At 43.1% G+C, this 19,563-nt stretch carries 14 protein-coding genes, 2 tRNA genes and 3 pseudogenes; 11 read left to right on the plus strand and 8 right to left on the minus strand.

What is annotated here, in order from left to right:
• Positions 1 to 46 precede the first annotated feature (46 nt).
• Positions 47 to 1,768 carry an ABC transporter ATP-binding protein/permease gene (locus Bealeia2_RS08660; protein WP_331256646.1) on the minus strand — a complete coding sequence of 574 codons (1,722 nt, stop codon included), beginning with the start codon at positions 1,766 to 1,768 and terminating at the stop codon, positions 47 to 49.
• Positions 1,769 to 1,841: 73 nt separating this feature from the next.
• On the opposite strand from Bealeia2_RS08660, the gene tssF reads away from it, so the two are divergent.
• The gene (gene tssF / locus Bealeia2_RS08665) at positions 1,842 to 3,623 is read left to right on the plus strand and encodes a type VI secretion system baseplate subunit TssF (RefSeq protein WP_331256647.1); all 1,782 of its coding nucleotides are present in this window, start codon (positions 1,842 to 1,844) and stop codon (positions 3,621 to 3,623) included.
• Positions 3,624 to 3,655: 32 nt separating this feature from the next.
• Positions 3,656 to 3,988 (plus strand): annotated as a pseudogene (locus tag Bealeia2_RS10685) (IS701 family transposase); the annotation flags it as partial.
• Positions 3,989 to 4,050: 62 nt separating this feature from the next.
• Here Bealeia2_RS10685 and Bealeia2_RS08675 read toward each other — a convergent pair.
• Complete coding sequence (locus Bealeia2_RS08675; RefSeq protein ID WP_462346303.1) at positions 4,051 to 5,031, minus strand: IS701 family transposase; 981 nt, start codon at positions 5,029 to 5,031, stop codon at positions 4,051 to 4,053.
• On the opposite strand from Bealeia2_RS08675, the pseudogene Bealeia2_RS08680 reads away from it, so the two are divergent.
• Positions 5,017 to 5,835, plus strand: a pseudogene (locus Bealeia2_RS08680) (IS701 family transposase); the annotation flags it as partial. The gene Bealeia2_RS08675 and the pseudogene Bealeia2_RS08680 sit on opposite strands and share 15 nt — an antisense overlap.
• A gap of 89 nt (positions 5,836 to 5,924) precedes the next feature.
• Positions 5,925 to 6,947: a type VI secretion system baseplate subunit TssG gene (gene tssG, locus Bealeia2_RS08685; RefSeq protein ID WP_331256650.1), complete on the plus strand. Its 1,023-nt coding sequence runs from the start codon at positions 5,925 to 5,927 to the stop codon at positions 6,945 to 6,947.
• Between the two features lie 14 nt (positions 6,948 to 6,961).
• On the opposite strand, the gene Bealeia2_RS08690 is transcribed toward tssG, so the two are convergent.
• Both Bealeia2_RS08690 and miaA read right to left on the minus strand, forming a co-directional pair.
• Positions 6,962 to 7,036 (minus strand) — tRNA-Thr (locus Bealeia2_RS08690).
• Positions 7,037 to 7,159: 123 nt separating this feature from the next.
• A complete protein-coding gene (gene miaA / locus Bealeia2_RS08695; protein WP_331256651.1) occupies positions 7,160 to 8,047 on the minus strand; it encodes a tRNA (adenosine(37)-N6)-dimethylallyltransferase MiaA in 888 nt (295 codons plus the stop codon).
• An 82-nt stretch (positions 8,048 to 8,129) separates the two neighbouring features.
• On the opposite strand from miaA, the gene uvrA reads away from it, so the two are divergent.
• The 3 genes and pseudogenes from uvrA (at position 8,130) to Bealeia2_RS08710 (ending at position 12,184) form a co-directional block, all read left to right on the plus strand.
• Positions 8,130 to 10,961, plus strand: coding sequence for an excinuclease ABC subunit UvrA (uvrA, locus tag Bealeia2_RS08700; protein ID WP_331256652.1), 2,832 nt, complete (start codon positions 8,130 to 8,132; stop codon positions 10,959 to 10,961).
• A 27-nt stretch (positions 10,962 to 10,988) separates the two neighbouring features.
• The gene (locus tag Bealeia2_RS08705; protein WP_331256653.1) at positions 10,989 to 11,351 is read left to right on the plus strand and encodes a gamma-glutamylcyclotransferase family protein; all 363 of its coding nucleotides are present in this window, start codon (positions 10,989 to 10,991) and stop codon (positions 11,349 to 11,351) included.
• Between the two features lie 18 nt (positions 11,352 to 11,369).
• Positions 11,370 to 12,184, plus strand: a pseudogene (locus Bealeia2_RS08710) (TIGR00282 family metallophosphoesterase).
• A 61-nt stretch (positions 12,185 to 12,245) separates the two neighbouring features.
• Here Bealeia2_RS08710 and Bealeia2_RS08720 read toward each other — a convergent pair.
• A tRNA-Ser gene (locus Bealeia2_RS08720) sits at positions 12,246 to 12,335 on the minus strand.
• Between the two features lie 117 nt (positions 12,336 to 12,452).
• Here Bealeia2_RS08720 and Bealeia2_RS08725 point away from each other — a divergent pair.
• Together Bealeia2_RS08725 and Bealeia2_RS08730 are read left to right on the plus strand one after the other, a co-directional pair.
• The gene (locus tag Bealeia2_RS08725; RefSeq protein WP_331256656.1) at positions 12,453 to 13,199 is read left to right on the plus strand and encodes a hypothetical protein; all 747 of its coding nucleotides are present in this window, start codon (positions 12,453 to 12,455) and stop codon (positions 13,197 to 13,199) included.
• A gap of 23 nt (positions 13,200 to 13,222) precedes the next feature.
• Positions 13,223 to 14,689 (plus strand): NAD(P)H-hydrate dehydratase, encoded by a 1,467-nt coding sequence (locus Bealeia2_RS08730; protein ID WP_331256657.1) that lies wholly within the window; start codon positions 13,223 to 13,225, stop codon positions 14,687 to 14,689.
• On the opposite strand, the gene Bealeia2_RS08735 is transcribed toward Bealeia2_RS08730, so the two are convergent.
• A complete protein-coding gene (locus Bealeia2_RS08735; protein ID WP_331256658.1) occupies positions 14,682 to 15,308 on the minus strand; it encodes an SCO family protein in 627 nt (208 codons plus the stop codon). The genes Bealeia2_RS08730 and Bealeia2_RS08735 overlap by 8 nt on opposite strands.
• The gene (locus tag Bealeia2_RS08740) at positions 15,305 to 15,910 is read right to left on the minus strand and encodes a DUF3501 family protein (RefSeq protein WP_331256659.1); all 606 of its coding nucleotides are present in this window, start codon (positions 15,908 to 15,910) and stop codon (positions 15,305 to 15,307) included. Before Bealeia2_RS08740 ends, Bealeia2_RS08735 begins: the two co-directional genes overlap by 4 nt.
• A gap of 96 nt (positions 15,911 to 16,006) precedes the next feature.
• Here Bealeia2_RS08740 and Bealeia2_RS08745 point away from each other — a divergent pair, with 96 nt between their 5' ends.
• Positions 16,007 to 16,387, plus strand: a complete 381-nt coding sequence (locus Bealeia2_RS08745; protein WP_331256660.1) for a response regulator — start codon at positions 16,007 to 16,009, stop codon at positions 16,385 to 16,387.
• A 19-nt stretch (positions 16,388 to 16,406) separates the two neighbouring features.
• On the plus strand, positions 16,407 to 18,215 hold the full coding sequence (locus Bealeia2_RS08750) for a diguanylate cyclase domain-containing protein (RefSeq protein ID WP_331256661.1): 1,809 nt from the start codon (positions 16,407 to 16,409) through the stop codon (positions 18,213 to 18,215).
• Here the strand turns inward: Bealeia2_RS08750 and Bealeia2_RS08755 are convergent.
• The gene (locus tag Bealeia2_RS08755; protein ID WP_331256662.1) at positions 18,212 to 19,534 is read right to left on the minus strand and encodes an MFS transporter; all 1,323 of its coding nucleotides are present in this window, start codon (positions 19,532 to 19,534) and stop codon (positions 18,212 to 18,214) included. The two genes, Bealeia2_RS08750 and Bealeia2_RS08755, sit on opposite strands and share 4 nt — an antisense overlap.
• Positions 19,535 to 19,563 lie beyond the last annotated feature (29 nt).

Genomic DNA, 19,563 nt, shown 5'->3' on the forward strand with positions numbered 1-19,563 from the left:
TTGATAAGTTTCTTGGCGACTGGAGACTTAAAAAACTAAAAATTGATTAAGCGTTTATCATCATTGAGGACCCTTGAAAAAGGTCCTCAAGGCTAATCACGCGGGGATGCCACGCCAAAAGACTTGCGCGGTGCCCCACGCTGATGAACGTCGTCTCTTTCAACACGTGCTGCAAAAGTTCAAAAACCTTTCTCTCGCTGTCTTCATCCAAAGAAGACGTCGCCTCATCCATCAAAAGCCATTGCGGTTTTTGGATAAGGGCACGGAGAATAGAAACGCGTTGTTGCTCTCCCAAAGATAAAACGCGCGCCCAATCATCAATCTCATTCAGGCGACCACTCAGATTTTCAAGTCCCACCAGATCCAAAAGATTGAGAAAATCTTTCTCTTCAAGCTTTGCGTGATCTTCAGGATAGGTGAGGATTTCTTTCAACGTGCCCAAAGGCATATAAGGTTTTTGCGGCAAAAACATCGGGCTTTGAGTGGGCAATTGGATTTGACCCGATCCATAGGGCCAGAGTCCTGACAATGTTCGCATGAGTGTACTTTTTCCAATACCGGAGGGACCTTTGATTAAGGTGTGTTCGCCTTTTTGAAATTTGAGATTAAGATTTTCAAAAAGGATTTTTTCATGAGGAAGAAAAATGGTGAGATTGCGGCAGGAGATAATAGAAGGTTCAGGATGAGGACTTATTCTAATCTCCTTGGGCAACTTCTCCAACTCCTCCATTTCGCCTAAGAACACTAAAAGACGGTTTGTAGTTGCCTTCCAATGGGCAATTGCGGGATATTGATCAACAAAAAACGAAAGGGCAGTATTGACGTGATTACAGGCACCAATTGTTTGCATAAGAGCCCCAAAGGTCACTTCTTTCGCGAAATAACGTGGGGCAATTAATAAAATTGGGAAAACGTAGGCAATTTGGCCATAAAAACTGATCCAGCCGCTGATCATAAAAGATCTTTTGATAATGGATTTGAAGTTATCATAAACATATTCAAAGCGATTGCCAAACGTTTGATTCTCTGAGTTTTCACCGCTATATAAAGCGATCCCTTCTGCATTTTCTCGAAAACGAATGAGGCTATAGCGAAAATCAGCTTCTCGTTTTTCTTGTTCATAATTGAGGGGAACAAGAGGATTTCCAATTTTCACGCTGATGAAACTTCCAATGATTGCGTAAATTAAGCCTGCCCAAAACATGTAGCCTGGAACTTCTAAGACCTTATCTCCTAAAGGAATTTTAAGCGTTCCGGATAAAACCCAAAGCACACCTAAAAAAGCAATCAGCATTAAAATATTTCTAAAGGCATCCAGAAAAAGGCGGATGGTCTCACTACAAAAATGACCTACATCCTCAGCAATGCGTTGATCTGGGTTATCGGTTTGAGATCCTGCCAAAAGGAGGTGATAATAATTCCGATGGGAAAGCCATTTTTGAATATAAAAATGGGTCAGCCATTTCCTCCACCTGAGTTCAAGGTGTTTTTGCGCATAAAACGCCAAAACGTATGTTGAAATGGCAAGGGCCGCAAGATAAGAGAATTTTTTTAAAAGTCCAAAAAAATCGTTCATTCTGAATTCTTGAAGGGCCGTATAAAAATCATTTCCCCAATAATTGAGCTCTAATTGTGTAAACACAAAGGCTGCCAAAAAACTTCCAGAGCATAAGAGAAGGAAGAGGGCTTCCCATTTTTTTTCGGAGCGCCAATAGGGCCATAAAATTTTAAAAACAGCTTTTGAAAAACTAAGATTTGGCTGAACCATGAAATCCTCTTTAAGCCTACCAGCTTACCGTGTTAAGATGAGTTCCTAACATAAAAAATACAAGAGGCATAGGGTGGCTCAAAACGCACAAGAAGAGCTTTTAGAGTATTACCAACAAGAGATGGCATACTTAAGGCGTTCTGGAGCCCGGTTTGCCCAACAATATCCTCATGTTGCCGAAGCTCTTAACTTAACCGCTACAGATACCTCTGACCCTCATGTGGAGCGTTTGCTGGAATCTTTTGCCTTTCTAACCGCCAAACTTCAAAAAGATGTGGATGATCGGTTTTCTCGTTTTTCTAATACCCTATTGTCTGTTCTTTATCCCCAATTTGTTCAGCCTTTTCCGTCTTCCTCCATTGCGCATTTTAAACTCTCTCCCCATTTGGGAAAATTGGCGACAGGCACTGTTGTTCCCAAAGGAACACAACTTTATACAGAAGCACAAAACGGGGAGAAGTGTCGTTTTCAAACCATTTATCCTGTGGAAATGTGGCCTGTTGAGATTATTGAAGCTGGAATCATCAGCCAAGATCAACTCAATCTTCCCGAAGCTCCTTTCAATACTCAGTGGTTTTATCATTTACGCATTCAAAGATATGATGGGGCAATGTCGGACTTGAATTTCAGTTCCTTGAGATTTTCGATTTTGGGCGGAAAATATCTTACGAACTTTATTTATTCGACAATTTTTGGATTTAGCCCTAATGCCGCCTCCCCCATTTTATTCCAAGGGGATGCGATGGACATGGCAGTTGTTTTGCCGTCTGATTCGATCTCACCCGTGGGATTTAATGAGGGGGAAAATTTAATTCCTTATCCGCCACAATCTCATGAAGCGTATCGCCTTTTGTGTGAGTATTTTATGTTCCCTGAAAAATTCATGTTCTTTGATTTGAAGAATCTTGCACCACAATCTTGCAATCAATATTTTGATATTTATATTGGGATAAATCCTAGTGTGAAGTTGGATAAAATTCATGTCTCATCAGATAATTTTAAATTGGGCTGCACACCAATTGTGAATTTATTCCCGAAAATTTCAGAGCCTTTGGATCTGACGAATCAATCTATTGCCTATAAATTAATTCCCGATCAAAGACGGCAAGGTTCCACAGAAATCCATTCCATTCAAAAAGTCACGGCCGCCGTTCCGGGCAAAAAAGATACACTCTCCTATTCGCCCTATTTTTCTTACAACCATGATATGGAGGAAAATGATCAAAGTCGATTCTGGTATGCCCAACGCAAACCCACAGATGTTCCCAATGCAATTGGAACGGACATGTGGCTGTCGTTTGTGGATTTTAAATTCAATCCCAATGCACCGAGCAATCAGTCGATTTATGCCCACACACTTTGTACAAATCGGGATTTGGCAACTTTTGTACCCGCAGGGGCGGCACTTCAAGTTGATGGCTCAATTCCTTCTGCGGTCATTACATGTGTGATGAGGCCTACACCTCAGGTCAATCCACTTTTGAGCGGGGACAATCTCTGGCAATTGATTTCTCAGCTGTCTTTAAATCATTTAAGCCTTTCGTGCGCGAACAATTCGATTGTGACATTGAAGGAAATGTTGCGTCTTTATATGTGGTCGAGCCGCTATGATGCGCAACCTGAGATCAACGCTCTTGAAGGAATTTCTTACCAGACCTCCGTTCGAAGGACTGGCACAGACGGATGGCGGGGATTTGTGCAAGGTCTCTCCATTAATTTGACGACTTCCTCAAATATTTTTGAGGGCTCTGGGCTCTTTTTATTGTGCAGCGTGTTGAATCAATTTTTCTCACTTTATGTGGGCATTAATTCTTACACGAGTTACGCAGTTTGCAGGAGAAGAGAGAAGAGATAAGGTGAGAGGGAATATTTATTAAATGAGAAGAAATGATGTCTCGACACAAATGCACAAAATCACTTTATCGTTCATTTTTACAAGCCAGCAGTGTGCGCTATTCAGGGTTGGCACTTTCGGAGGTGTCACCGATTCCATTGTCGCATGACAGCGTCAATCGATGGTTGAGTTCTAGTGCATTGCGTCCGAGCGGAGTGTGGAATCTTACTCAATCTCTTATTAACAAGAAAGAACCTTGTTTTTTAGTATGTGACGATACAATTTTGGATAAAAATCGGAGCGAGAAGATAGAGCTTGTGCATTATCAGTATTCTGGGAATGCCCATGATGTTATTGCGGGGATAGGTCTTGTCAATTTGGTATGGCATGGCCTGAGGAGTCATGACTCTATCACGAGTTACGCAGTTTGCAGCAAAAGGGTGGGAATCTAAGCGAAAGACATGAGTTTTGTTATTTCTCTAGAGATATCATGCTTAATAACATCCCACTGCTGCTGATAAAAAGAGAAGCCTCCAGCAAGTCGTCTTTTAAATCTTTGAATCCAAGCCGAAATGGCAAGAAATATATGATTTCTTTGGGCTCGTCCCGTGCGAGACTGACAGCGTTCAAGACCGCATGTTTGCTTTAATTCCCGATGATAAACTTCGATTTTCCAACGCGATTTCATGACCAGTTCAATATGATCACGAGAGGGATTATCCCTATTGGTTCCGATATAATCCGTGCGACCGTTTTTGGCAACAAACCGGAAAACAGTAATCCATCCATATCCGCGTAAGTGAACTTTCAGTCCTTCATCTGGAATGTCCAGCTTTTCAAGAGTTTCTCCACGATTCACTTTCCTGTTTTTCTTCAACCCCATCACCCATGTCCAGCCTATGGATTCAATGGCCTTCAGATTATTCAAGCTCGAGTACCAAGCGTCTGCAACCACGTCATCCGGATTTATCCCTCTGTCTTGAGCCAGCTTTAACATTTCCCTGAAATGGTCATTCTTGCTTTTGCCATCGCTGGCTTTATCATAAATACGATAATCAACAGGAATAGAGTCATGACTCCTCAGGCCATGCCATACCAAATTGACAAGACCTATCCCCGCAATAACATCATGGGCATTCCCAGAATACTGATAATGCACAAGCTCTATCTTCTCGCTCCGATTTTTATCCAAAATTGTATCGTCACATACTAAAAAACAAGGTTCTTTCTTGTTAATAAGAGATTGAGTAAGATTCCACACTCCGCTCGGACGCAATGCACTAGAACTCAACCATCGATTGACGCTGTCATGCGACAATGGAATCGGTGACACCTCCGAAAGTGCCAACCCTGAATAGCGCACACTGCTGGCTTGTAAAAATGAACGATAAAGTGATTTTGTGCATTTGTGTCGAGCGGAGTGTGGAATCTTACTCAATCTCTTATTAACAAGAAAGAACCTTGTTTTTTAGTATGTGACGATACAATTTTGGATAAAAATCGGAGCGAGAAGATAGAGCTTGTGCATTATCAGTATTCTGGGAATGCCCATGATGTTATTGCGGGGATAGGTCTTGTCAATTTGGTATGGCATGGCCTGAGGAGTCATGACTCTATTCCTGTTGATTATCGTATTTATGATAAAGCCAGCGATGGCAAAAGCAAGAATGACCATTTCAGGGAAATGTTAAAGCTGGCTCAAGACAGAGGGATAAATCCGGATGACGTGGTTGCAGACGCTTGGTACTCGAGCTTGAATAATCTGAAGGCCATTGAATCCATAGGCTGGACATGGGTGATGGGGTTGAAGAAAAACAGGAAAGTGAATCGTGGAGAAACTCTTGAAAAGCTGGACATTCCAGATGAAGGACTGAAAGTTCACTTACGCGGATATGGATGGATTACTGTTTTCCGGTTTGTTGCCAAAAACGGTCGCACGGATTATATCGGAACCAATAGGGATAATCCCTCTCGTGATCATATTGAACTGGTCATGAAATCGCGTTGGAAAATCGAAGTTTATCATCGGGAATTAAAGCAAACATGCGGTCTTGAACGCTGTCAGTCTCGCACGGGACGAGCCCAAAGAAATCATATATTTCTTGCCATTTCGGCTTGGATTCAAAGATTTAAAAGACGACTTGCTGGAGGCTTCTCTTTTTATCAGCAGCAGTGGGATGTTATTAAGCATGATATCTCTAGAGAAATAACAAAACTCATGTCTTTCGCTTAGATTCCCACCCTTTTGCTGCAAACTGCGTAACTCGTGTCTTATACTGAACTCTCGCTTATGACCAATGACTCAACTCAATTGTGGAAAAAATGGCCAACTCAAATCGGCGCACAGACACTTCTTTAAAAGACCAACTTTTTCAGGAGCCTTATCTTTTCGAGTTTCATCGCGCCATTCAAATTCTGGAGCTGATGGAGCCTGATAAGCTACCTTTAGGTTTAGGCGTAAATGCGAAAGATGAAGCTGTTGAGATCAAATCGCGCGCGCATTTTGATTCTTTGAGAAGTGATATTTATAGTCTTGAAAGCACCACGCAGCGTCATCAAACGCCCGTTATGGAAATTAATTTTATGGGGATTGCAGGCGTCCAAGGACCTCTGCCTTTTCCTTATAGTGAAATGATCATTCAACGCCAAAGAAGTGGAGATAGTAGTCTTAGAGATTTTTTAGATATCTTTAATCATCGATTGGTCTCGATTTTGCACCGCATTCGCAAACAATCTCAGATCAGTCTTTTTTCAAAACAACCCGATAAAATTCCTCATGCCACAGCTCTGAAGGCATTTTTGGGGATTAATGCAAAATCATTGCAAAAGCGCATGAAAGTGCCAGATCGTGCATTGTTGCAGTATGCAGGCCTTGTGTGGCGAAAACCCCACTCCCGTGAAGGTCTTGTCCAGCTTTTGATGACCTATTTTAATGTGCCCGTTACAATCGAAGAATGTGTGGGAAAAAGACGTGCCATTCATCCTGAGCATCAAACGCGCATTGGGCAATCTGGGCAATTTCAAACCCTTGGAAAAACGGCCGCTTTGGGAACGGCCATGTGGGATTACCAATCTCATTTCAGAGTTATCTTAGGACCACTCACGGCCAAACAATTTGCGCGCTTTTTGCCACACAAAAGTTCCTATCAAAGACTTTCAGATCTCATTAAATTTTATGTTCCCACAAACATGGATTTTGAAATTGAATTGCTGATTCAGCGGAAAGATATTTTTGCGCTCAAGCTCGATGAACAACATGCACTTGGCTGGACGTCTTGGCTTGGAAAAGCAAAACATAAAAACGACGTGCCAGATCTTCGGGTGCGTTTGGGATCTCAGATTTAGATTTTCCGGGAAGATGGTGCCATCGGAGAGAATCGGACTCTCGACCTCACCCTTACCAAGGGTGTGCTCTACCACTGAGCTACGATGGCGTTGGCCTGCAATCTGCCATAGGCCTGAGAGTGATGCAAGAGGAAGGTGATGCCTTTTTGAAAAAAGGTAGATTATGGGCATACTAAGCGATTTTTAAATAATATGTTCCCTGGATTGTCGCGCTAAGTTGAGCGCTCTTTGCTCCCAATGATATTAGAGAGGATTTCGTCAAATTTCATCTGATGACGAAACCAGGTGAGCTGCCGTTTAGCATACTGGCGCGTTTTGATCATCATAAGGTTTTGTGCAATCTCCAAAGACAGATCGCCCTTTAAATACGATTCAATTTCATCAAACCCAATGGCACTTCTAAGAGACGCAATTTCAGACAATCCTTTCTCCAAAAGAAAACTAACTTCTTCAATAGCCCCTTCTTCCCACATTTTAAGAACGCGCTCTTTCATAGCGCTTTCATGGGAAGCCCGCTCTGGAAAAATGCCGATTTTGTAAAATGCATAAGGGCTGGGATTTCGCCTTAAAGACTGCCAAAAGGACAGAGACCGTCCCGTTCCTAAAAGCACCTCAAGAGCCCGAGCGTTACGCTGGAGATCATGGGGATGAAGGCGTTCTGCCATAAGGGGGTCCTGGGTTTCTAAAAGATATCGAACCTCCAAAAGCTTTAGAGGCCTAACATAATCTTTGGTCGCTTGGGGCACGTCAGGAATGGGGGAAAGTCCTTCCAAAAGAGTGTTGAAATAAAACCCAGTCCCTCCCACAAGAATGCAAGGACTTGTAGCTTCCTCCAAAATATGAGTCACATCCTCTACCCATTTTAATGCGGAGTATTGCCCTTCAGGTCCCAAAAATCCATAAAGGCAATGAGGTACGATTTCTTTGTCTTGAGTTGAGGGTTGGGCCGTTAAAATGGGAAGGTCTTGATAAATCTGGAGACTGTCCGCATTAATAACTATGCCGCCCACTTTTTGGGCGAATTCGAGCGCATAAGAGGACTTTCCCGACCCTGTAGGTCCTGCGACAATGTAATGCTGAAGGTGTTGCTTTTCTTTCATGGTAAATATGTTTATAACGTTTAGACAACTTGAGAGTCACGATAAAAATTGATCCTGACTTATTTAACTTATGGTTTATTTCATGTCCTCATCCATTTTGATCCGCGGCGCTCGCGAACACAATTTAAAAAACCTGACGGTAGAAATCCCCCGGGATCAGCTTGTCGTCATCACAGGGCTTAGCGGATCAGGAAAATCCTCCTTGGCATTTGATACTCTTTATGCGGAAGGGCAGCGACGCTATGTTGAAAGTTTGTCGTCCTATGCGCGCCAATTTTTGCAACTCATGCAAAAGCCAGATGTAGACGGCATAGACGGGCTTTCCCCCGCCATTTCTATTGAGCAAAAAACCACATCTAAAAATCCCCGCTCGACGGTTGGAACCGTCACAGAAATTTATGACTATTTAAGACTTCTTTTTGCGCGCATTGGTGTGCCCCATTCTCCCGCAACGGGACTTCCCATTCAAAGCCAGACGGTTTCTGAAATGGTCGATAGGATTTTAATTCTACCGCAAGGCACACGCCTTTATTTATTGGCGCCCATCGTTCGCGGTCGCAAGGGCGAGTACAAAAAAGAAATCCTTGATTTGCGTAAAAAAGGATTTCAACGCATTCGCATTGATGGAAATCTGTACGATATTGAAGATGCGCCTGAGCTTAATAAAAAACTCAAACATGATATTGAGATTGTGGTCGATCGTCTTGTGGTGGGACCTGATTTGGGGAACCGCTTGGCAGAGGCAATTGAGACGGCTCTGAATCTTTCCGGTGGACTTTTGTATGCCCTAAACTCTGAAACTCAAGAGGACATCGTTTTTTCCTCTAAGTTTGCTTGCCCTGTTTCTGGATTTACCATTGAAGAAATTGAACCCCGATTGTTTTCTTTCAACAGTCCTTTTGGTGCCTGTCCCGCTTGTGATGGATTGGGGATGAAAGTCTCTTTTGACCCAGATTTGATCATTCCTGATGAAACATTATCTTTGGAGGGAGGAGCTGTTGCCCCCTGGGCCAATTCCTTTGCTTTTTATTATAATCAGGCTCTCGAAGCGGTGTGCCAAAAATATGGCGGCAAAATGACGATACCTTTCCATAAGCTGCCTGAAAAAACGAAGGAAGTCATTTTATATGGTTCGGGTAAAGATTTGGTTCCAACGCGCATTGAAGATGGAACGCGGAGTTATCAAAACAATAAGTCTTTTGAAGGAGTCATTCCAACTCTCGAGCGCCGCTGGAGAGAGAGCAAAGAAAAAGAAGGTTTTCACGACGAACAAAGCAAATACCAAAGCACACAACCGTGTGAAGTGTGTTGTGGGTATCGCCTGAAACCAGAGGCATTGGCCGTGAAAATTTCCGGAAAATCTATTGGTGAGGTCACAGAACTGTCTATTGCGGATGCTGAAAATTGGTTTCAAAATTTGCCCCAACATCTTTCTCAAAAAGAGATCGATATTGCCCACCGGATCTTAAAAGAAATTCAAGAACGCCTTGGGTTTTTGGTGAGTGTGGGGTTGGGATATCTCTCCTTAAGTCGGTCTTCGGGAACACTCTCGGGAGGGGAAAGTCAGCGTATTCGTTTAGCGTCTCAAATCGGATCGGGTTTGATGGGAGTCTTGTATGTTTTAGATGAGCCCTCCATCGGGCTTCATCAGCGCGACAATGACCGTCTTTTGGCAACCTTGAAGAGACTTCGAGATTTGGGAAATTCCGTGGTTGTTGTGGAACATGACGAAGATGCCATTCGTATGGCAGATTATGTGATCGACATGGGTCCCGGTGCTGGTGCTCATGGCGGTGAGATTGTGGCCAAAGGAACACCTCAAGAAATTATAGACAATCCCAAAAGTTTGACAGGCCAATACCTTTGTCATACTCGCGGGATTCCTTTACCCGAAAAAAGGCGGAAATTGGATTCCAAAAAAGTCATTCAAATTAAAAAGGCAACCGCAAATAATTTAAAATCAATTGATGTTGATTTTCCTTTGGGTGGATTTGTAGCCGTAACCGGTGTTTCGGGGGGCGGAAAATCCTCCCTTGTTTTGGAGACACTTTTCAAAGGTCTTTGTCATGAAATTCATGGACATCATCTTAATCCAAAACCTTATGAAAGTCTAAAAGGCCTTGATCTCATCGATAAAGTCATTGATATTGACCAGTCCCCTATTGGACGAACACCACGTTCTAATCCCGCGACTTATACCGGTATTTTCACACCCATTCGCGAATGGTTTGCGTCCCTGCCTGAATCCAAAGCCCGCGGCTATGGCCCTGGTCGTTTTTCATTCAATGTAAAGGGCGGCCGATGCGAGGCGTGCCAAGGCGATGGCGTCATTAAAATTGAAATGCACTTTCTTCCTGATGTTTATGTCGAATGTGATAAATGCCATGGGAAACGTTACAATCGTGAAACTTTAGATATTAGGTATAGGGATAAATCCATCTCAGACATTCTCGATATGACCGTGGATGAGGCTATCAATTTTTTCCATTTCATGCCGAGCCTGCGGGATAAATTGGCGACCCTCGCCAAAGTGGGGCTTGGATATATTCATGTGGGACAACGGGCAACCACCCTTTCTGGAGGGGAGGCCCAACGCATCAAGCTCTCAAAAGAGCTCGGAAAACGGGCCACAGGAAAAACCCTTTATATTTTGGACGAACCCACAACTGGCCTTCATTTTGAGGATGTCCGAAAACTTCTTGAAGTTCTTCATGCCCTTGTTGATCAAGGCAATTCTGTGATTGTGATTGAGCATAATCTTGAGGTGATTAAAACGGCCGATTGGATTATTGATCTCGGGCCCGAGGGTGGCGATGGCGGCGGTGAGATTGTAGCCTTTGGCACCCCTGAAAATGTTGTGAAAGTTGAAAAAAGTTATACCGGCCTTTATTTAAAACCGTATTTAAAAGGGTGATCCCATAAGTTTTCGAAAGGTGTTGTCATGTCTTCCACAGAAAGTTCCAAAGTCTATCTTTTTTCCTATGGCACATTAAGGGATAAGTCTGTCCAAATTGCTACTTTTTCACGCGTATTGAAAGGCGTTCCGGATAAACTTCAAAGTTATCATTTGCTCGACCTTCAGATCACGGATCCCCATGTCATTCAAGTCAGTGGGAAAGCCGTGCACCAAATTCTTCAACCCTCAAAAAATCCAGAAGATTTCGTAGAGGGCTTGGTTTTTGAGCTCACGCCTCAAGAGCTCATAAACGCCGATGACTACGAAGTGGCTGATTACAAGCGCATCAAAGTGCAATTGGCCTCTGGTCAAATGGCCTGGGTTTATGTGAGTATCGATCATCCCTAAATAGACAAGGAACACACATTGAAAATTCTTTTTATCGGTGATCTCGTAGGCCTTTCTGGCCGGAAGGTTGTAGTTGAAAATTTACCCGGCCTTCGGCGGCAGCTCAATCTTGATTTCGTTATTGCTAATGCTGAAAATGCCGCCCACGGTTTTGGAATAACCGGTAGAATTTGTGAGGAGCTTTATGAGGTGGGCGTTGATGTCATTACCTCAGGAAATCACATGTGGGATAATAAAGATATTCTCCCCCGTATGAAGGATCTGCCACGTCTTTTGCGTCCCTTGAATTATCCGCCGGGCACACCGGGACAAGGCTCTGGAATTTATACGACAAAGAATGGCAAACGCGTGGGCGTCATGAATGTGATGTGTCGATTATTTATGGACACTTTGGACGATCCCTTTCGCGCCATTCAAAAAGAGCTTGAGACTATGAAATTGGGACATGATGTGGACGCCTTGGTCATTGATGTCCATGGGGAGGCTTCGAGCGAAAAAGCCGCCATGGGATATTTTGTGGATGGCCGCGCAAGCCTGATTGTGGGAACTCACACCCACGTGCCCACAGCGGATGAACGCATACAACCTAAAGGGACCGCTTTCATGACGGACGCGGGCATGACAGGAGATTACGATTCAGTGATTGGAATGAAAAAGGATGTGCCTTTCAAAAATTTCTGACTAAAATGCCCACAGAGCGCATGGAGCCCGCAACAGGTCCTGCAACACTTTGCGGTGTTGTGGTTGAAACAGATGATCAAACAGGCCTTGCCGTTAACATTGTTCCCCTCCGATTGGGAGGGCTTTTGAAGTCCGCTTGGCCAGTTTTTTAGAGCACGCTGACTTCACGAGCTCCTTTATTTTGGTCAAATCATGTGCCACTTTGTCAAGAAATGGCGGAGGGGGAGGGATTCGAACCCTCGGTACGCTTGCGCGTACAACGGTTTTCGAGACCGCCCCGTTCAACCGCTCCGGCACCCCTCCGTATTTGTGTTTTGAACCTAACTGAGAGTTGAAAAATATTCAAGTCATGGCCTTAACGACTTTTTAATGAACTTGGCAGAGCATGGGAGGACCCTAAAATAAATCTGGAGGTCTATTATGAAAAAAGGATTCATTCTCGTGTCTGTCTTAACCTATTCTGTACTTTGTGCGCCTGAGGATTTGGAGGCAGGCAAAAAAGGAAGACACTCTCACAAAGAGACTATGCCTCCCCAAACAACGCCTCGGAAATTATCCCAAGAGCTCCCTAATCAAACTATTCCCAAAGCACCACCACCTCCGCCGGATTTTTCCACTGCCCTTGTTGTGAAAAAAGAAACATCAACCCTTGAAAATAAGAATGAGAAAAAAAAGAAAGGGGCTTTCAAAATTGTCCAAGGAGGGCAGGATCTTATCAAGCACGGAAAAAAAATTTTCAAAGAGATCACCTCCGGAAAACCTGGCATCCTTTTCGAAATCCCGCACGATATTCTTTCCAAAGTGATATTAAAGAAAGTCGATATTAACGTTCTACCTCAAGTGATTGGAGGAAACAAACCACCCTCACAATCCGCCTCCTTGATCAGCCAAATTATGGGAACACATGCTGTTGAAGAGCTCAAGAAAAAATCAGAGTCCACGCAAGAGCGTCGCCGTTATTTGGAGTGGGTCAAATCGGAATCTCAAAAGCCAGAACGACAAGAGCTTTTCAGTGAACTGCAAGACGTCGTTAAAATGAAGGCCCTGGAAAAAGAAAGTCAAGAATTAAAAGCTGAAAAAGAACGGCTTGAAAAGTTAGTTCAGGAGAAAAAACTTCAAGAAAATGCACAAAAAAAGAAAGGATGGAAGCTCTGGCCATTTCAGTAACCTGGGGGTAAAGTGATCAAAAAATGAATGAGACTTCATTCCTCATGACTGAAAATTTTTATCACCTTTATACGGTCTCCCAAATGCGCGCCCGTGAGACGCATGCAGTGTCTCACGGCCTCACTTTAAGTACTCTCATGGAAAACGCAGGAAGAGCAGCCTCTCTTGAGATTATGAAAAGATGGGACACCAAACGCACCGTCATCCTTGCTGGCCCAGGAAAAAACGGCGGTGATGGGTTTGTCGTGGCCCGCCATCTTCGAGAAGCCGGATGGCCAGTCCGCGTTTTTGGAACGCCGGAATCATCCTTGGCTCAAGAAATGGCACATCAGGTTGACGGAATTTTGCCTTTGGACAAAGTCGATTTTGAAGATCAAGATCTCATTATCGATGCACTTTTTGGAACGGGCTTGAAACGTTCTCTTGAGAACCCTTGGCACATACTCATTGCAAAAGCCAATGCATCGGGACTGCCCATTGTATCTCTGGATCTTCCTTCAGGGGTCAATAGTGATACAGGGGAGATTATGGGTAAGGCCATTCAAGCTACACTCACAATAACTTTTGACGCACCCAAGCCTGGAGCGTTTCTTTTTCCCGGAAAAGAATTTTTCGGGATTCTTATTACAAAAGATATTGGGATTCCGAACTCAAATTCAGAAGATCTTCAGATTTTTCTGAACACCCCCGAACTTTGGAAAAGTTTTTTAAAAGTTCCTACTTGGCGCGATCATAAATTGAGTCGGGGGAATGTTCTTGTGATCGGATCTTCTCATATGGTAGGTGCGCCTAAAATGGCTGCACTTTCAGCAAGAAGAGTGGGTGCGGGATATGTGACACTCATGGTTCCCAAAACAATTGAAGCCTTTCTTCAAGGCAGTGTTTGGGGGGAGATTATAAAATCCTATAAAACCTCTGAAGATATTGAAATGGCACTTCAAAGCGGACGGTTTCAATCGGTTGTGATTGGCCCCGGCATGCCCCCCTCCTTAGAAACGCAAGAGATCGTCAAAACCATTTTGAAATGGCACAAACCCACAGTTCTGGATGGGGGAGCCTTAAGTTCTTTTGAAAATCAAAAAGAAGATCTTTTTGAATCATTACACGAAAACGTCGTAATCACTCCCCATGAAGGCGAATTTTTGAGGCTTTTTCCTCACCTTCAAGGAAAACTAAGGATTGAGATGGCCAAAACTGCATCTTCTCAAATTTCTGCCACCTTAATTTTAAAAGGAGCAGACACCCTTATTGCAAAAAACGGAAAAATTGCCATTCAACCTTTTGCCTCTCCTTGGCTTGCCACGGCCGGCACAGGGGATATTCTTGCGGGAATTCTGGGCGCCTTTCTCTCAAAAAAACTGCTCCCCTTTGAGGCGTCTTTAGCGGCCGTGTGGGTCCATGCGAGTGCTTCCCAAATTGTAGGACCTTATCTCATCGCGGAAGATTTAATTGAGGCCTTGCCTCAGGAAATGAAATGTATATTCACCTAATCACATCCTTCAATGCAGCTTTCATCTCTGTAGCTGAAGATTTGTGGTTAAAGGATTTTACATATTTCCCTTGTCCGTCCATCACATAAATGATGGAGGAGTGATCCATGACATAATCTGTCATACCAGGATCTTTTACTTTTGCAGCATAGACGTGATAAGCCTTGAGAGCCTCTTGGGTTTGTGTGGAAGTTCCCGTCATCAAAACAATACTTGGATGAAAGTTGCTTGAATAGGTTTTGAGTTGAGAAACCGTATCTCTTTCCGGATCAATAGTAATAAAAGCTACGTTGAGCTTGTCGGCCCCGACCCCATCCAAAAGTTGGGTGAGATTTCCCAAAGCCATCGGACAAATATCGGGACAAAACGTATATCCAAAATAGAGGAGTGTAGGTTTTCCCAAAAAATCCTTTTCAGTTTTGGGATGTCCATTTTGATCCACGAGATGAAAAACTCCCCCAATAACGGGCCCCTTTCCCAAATCTTGGGAAGGCCCTTCCCAGGACGCTCCCGCTTGAACTTTGGGTTCATGGGATTTTAAAATGCCAAGGGCAGCCATCCCTGTGACACCTGCAATAATGACAAATGCAATGAGTGCATTTTTTCCTGTGGGACTCATGAATGGTCCTTTCCTAATGATGTTTTTAGATCTTCAATCAACGCTGTGCGCATCGTATTTGGTAATTCTTCTGCGTAGTCATAATGGGGATGTGCGACTTTGAGAATGACTTTTTCCGAAAGGTCTTCAAAATTTTTCATCTGATCAGGCGTCAGAAAAAATTTGATAAAATGCACGGCGGATGTTTTCCCCTCTTCCGTTGTGCGGGGATGATCATCCGTGGACTTTGCAAAAATGGACTCCTCTCCAATTTCCAAACTCACTTTTTCATCCACATGGCCCAATTGCCCTAAAAGATGTTTTCGGAGTTCTGGGTCATCAATTTCAATCAAAAGTGTGGCTACAATCTCCCGCATTTGAGGAATCATGGGTGTATAGGCTTCGATTTCATCTAGAATCTGCTCCGCTCCACCTTTTTCAATACGCACCATTTCTTGAATTTGCCAAAGGAGCGTTTTTTTATTTTCAAAAAGAACTGTCATAAAAGGGCCCACTTGAAGTCTGCGTTGTTTTTTTACTGCCAAAATTTCTTTTTGAAATATCGTCCGATTTTCTAAAAAAAGAGGAAGGGGCTGGATGTCGTCAGGTAAAATCTGATTCATAATGCAATCCTATCAAAAGCGGTGTTCTCATGCGATTCACAATATGTTAATATGTTTCTAATATAAAGAACTAGTTTGAAGCTAGGGAGGCCAAAGTTGACAAAAATTCTGCTGGTTGAAGACAATGAGATGAACAGAGACATGCTCTCTCGCCGACTCATTCGCAAAGGTTTTGAAATTGAGATTGCGGTTGATGGTCAAGAAGGTGTGTCTTTGGCAGGGCAAGTTCATCCAGATCTGATTTTGATGGACATGAGCCTTCCCATTATGGATGGTTGGGAAGCCACACGTAAAATCAAGGGTGACGCCAAGACAAGGAGCATACCTGTCATTGCATTAACTGCGCACGCAATGTCGGACGATAAAGCCAAGGCTTTGGAGGCAGGATGTGATGATTATGATACCAAACCCATTGACCTGGAGAGGCTTCTTGGAAAAATTGAAGCTGCTTTAAAAATCGCAAAAATCGCCGTTTAAAAGACAATAATGAGAGTTTATGAAGAAACATAACGCTGAGACATTACAAGATTCAAGTATCAAGAATGGCATTCCTTTGAAGCTCGAGCTTCTTCAGGAGGGTTTAACACATCACATTAATGATATTTCAGAAGAGTTTTCGAAAACTTTTCCTGAGTTTGTCGACGACCTTGAAAAAATTAAATCCGCCAATACAAAACTCAAATCTAACCTTGAAGATCTCCCTAACTTACAACCAGATTATGACTCAAATTTAGGGGAGTTTTGGTCGAAAATTCGACATGACCTCAAAACGCCCATTAATGCGATTAAAAACTATGCCGAAATGATAGTTGAAGATTTAAAATCCGAAGAAAAAAAACATGAAAATTTCATTTCTGCCTTTGAATGGATTTCCCGTTCTGCAGAAGATCTTGTCCCTCTTATTAATCTCATCGGCTCAGAATACAAAATTGATACGTATGACCTCCATGCTTCAGACGATGAAGATGTCTGGTTTGAGGGAGAAGGAACTGTTCTTGTCATTGATGACAACAAAGACAATTGTGATGTGCTTTCCCGGCGCCTGGAAAAGGCAGGCCTTACCGTTCTTGTTGCCAACGATGGGTATAAAGGACTTCAAACCATTCGCGAAAAATTCGTTGATTTGGTTCTTCTTGATATTATGATGCCGGGCATGATGGGATATGAAGTCCTTGAAAGGATGAAGGGCGATGAGAAATTCAAACATATTCCCGTTCTTATGATTTCCTCTGTCTCAGAGCTTTCAAGCATTGTGCGTTGTATTAAAATAGGTGCCGATGATTATCTTCCCACGCCTTTTAATCCGGTTCTTCTCAAAGCCAGAATTTCAGCGGGTCTTCATAAAAAAAGAAACTTGGATCGCGAAAAGAGTTTGATGACAGAAGTGATTGTCGCCCGAAAGCAATTAGAAACGGCCATTCAAAGCATCGAAGAAGGATTTGCCGTTTTTAATCCCAAGGATGAACTGGTGATGCATAATGCCCCTTTTGAAAATATGTACCCTTGGCTTTTTCAAATGGGGCCTCAAAATTCAACCTATCAGGATTTTCTGAGAGAAGGCCTCGCCAATGGCACCTTTATGCTCGATCGCAGAAAAAATGAAACGCCTGAAGATTGGTATGAAACCCGGAGAATGTATCATAAGAAACCAAAAAAACCTTGGATTCAGAGGCTGTCAAATGGAACTTGGGTTGAAATCCATGAATACAAAACACCGGATGAGGGAACTGTCTCAATTCATAAAGACATCACTCAACGCAAACGAGAAGAAGAACATCTTCTTTATCTAGCACATCACGATCCTTTGACAGGGCTTCCCAACAGGGCCGAATTTGAAGATAAGCTTCAAAACGCATTCCGAAAAGCACGCACTGAAAATACAACGCTGGCGCTCTTGTTTATGGATCTTGATGGTTTTAAAAAAGTCAACGATACATTGGGCCATGAATTTGGTGATTATCTTTTGATTCAAGTGGCTGCACGCCTTAAAGAGGTATTGCGTGAAGGAGATCTTGTGGCGCGCCTGGGGGGGGATGAATTTTGTATTATCATTCAAGGCTACTCCAACAAGGAATCGGTTGAAAAAGTTGCAAAAAGAGTCCTTGAATCTGTTGGAACCTCCATTGTTCACAACGGACACATGGCCAATTATGGCGTAAGTATTGGGATTTCCATTTTTCCTGAAGGCGGAAAAATCCCTGAAGATTTAATGAAATCCGCAGATGACGCCATGTATACTGCCAAAAAAGCAGGAAAAGGATCTTATCACTTTTATGGGACTCAAAAAGAAAAGAAGAAAGATTAAGCTTTATTCTGCCCCTTGGGAAAGGTCTCTGGGACGAATATCATCATGACAAGGCCTATTAAAAGACAAATGAGGATAGAAGTCAGTGCAAAGCGATAATCCGAAATTGAATAGAGTGGCACGCCATTATCTTTAGTGCCTGTCCAAATCCAATCGAGGAGGTATCCCAAAAGAGGCTGCATCACGACACCGCTGATCATCACAATCATATTGGCAAAGCTGACCACAGTTCCATTGCTTGCATGAGGGGTGATCTGACAAACAGATGAGAAAATCAAAGGTTGAGAGGAGAAGAATATACCCACCAGCAAAAGAAGACCAAGCATAGCTGCGTAAGGAATATTGGCAACCATAATGATGATCGCATTCACAACCAATGACAAAACGGCACCCCAAATCATGGTCCATTTCCGGTCTTCAAAATAATCAGAAATTATCGCAACAAGAGGGGACCCAATCCCTGCCCCAATAAAAATCATGCTAGTGGCAAATCCGGCCTGTTCCCGACTAATATCATAAAGCTTCATCAAATAAGGCGTTCCCCAAAGATCTGCAAACGCTGATAAGGGGACGTACATCATAGACCCATAAATTCCCAGGGCCCAAATACGATAATTAATGGCAATATCCTTAAGGCGACTAAATAACTTCCTGTAAGACGTATCATGGTCTTTATCCAAGCCCTGAACTCCATAAGGCGGCTCATCTTTAATGAAGATCCAAATTCCAATGGCGATTAAAACGCCAATTCCTGAAATAATGTAAAGCGCACCCCGCCATCCCATCATTGTGGTTAAATAAGCCATGGGTGCTTGACCTAAAGTGGCGCCAATTTTTCCTGCCAAAAGCGTAAATCCGACAACAAGGGCTAAACGTTCAGGTTTAAACCAAATGGTGGCAAGTTTCACAGAACCTAAAAATGCACACGTCGAACCCATTCCTATAATCAAGCGGCCAAAGGCTGCAAAATAGAGAGAGTCTGAAATTGAAAAAATGACTGTTCCTGCTACGCACAAAAGAACTGCTGCGCGCATCAATCGCGTTGGACCAAATTTATCCATGGCCAGTCCGATGGGAACCTGAAGCGTTGTATAGGAATTATAGTAAAAGGCACTCAAGATTCCAAGGGAGCACGCTTCAATGGCAAAATCTCGCATCAGAAAATCTGTCATGACACTGGGAGATACGCGTAATACAAATTGGTAGCAATAAAAAAGGCCTGCAAAACTCCAAATAAACCAAGCGTAAGCTTCTGAGTACGTGGAGTGGTTTTTTACGGATTTATCAACATTCTTATCAATTCGTAAAACTTTCTCCATTAGGCAAATCCACTCCTTATTATTGACAT

Origin of the sequence: Candidatus Bealeia paramacronuclearis (assembly GCF_035607555.1) — a bacterium.
GTDB lineage: Bacteria > Pseudomonadota > Alphaproteobacteria > UBA9655 > UBA9655 > Bealeia > Bealeia paramacronuclearis.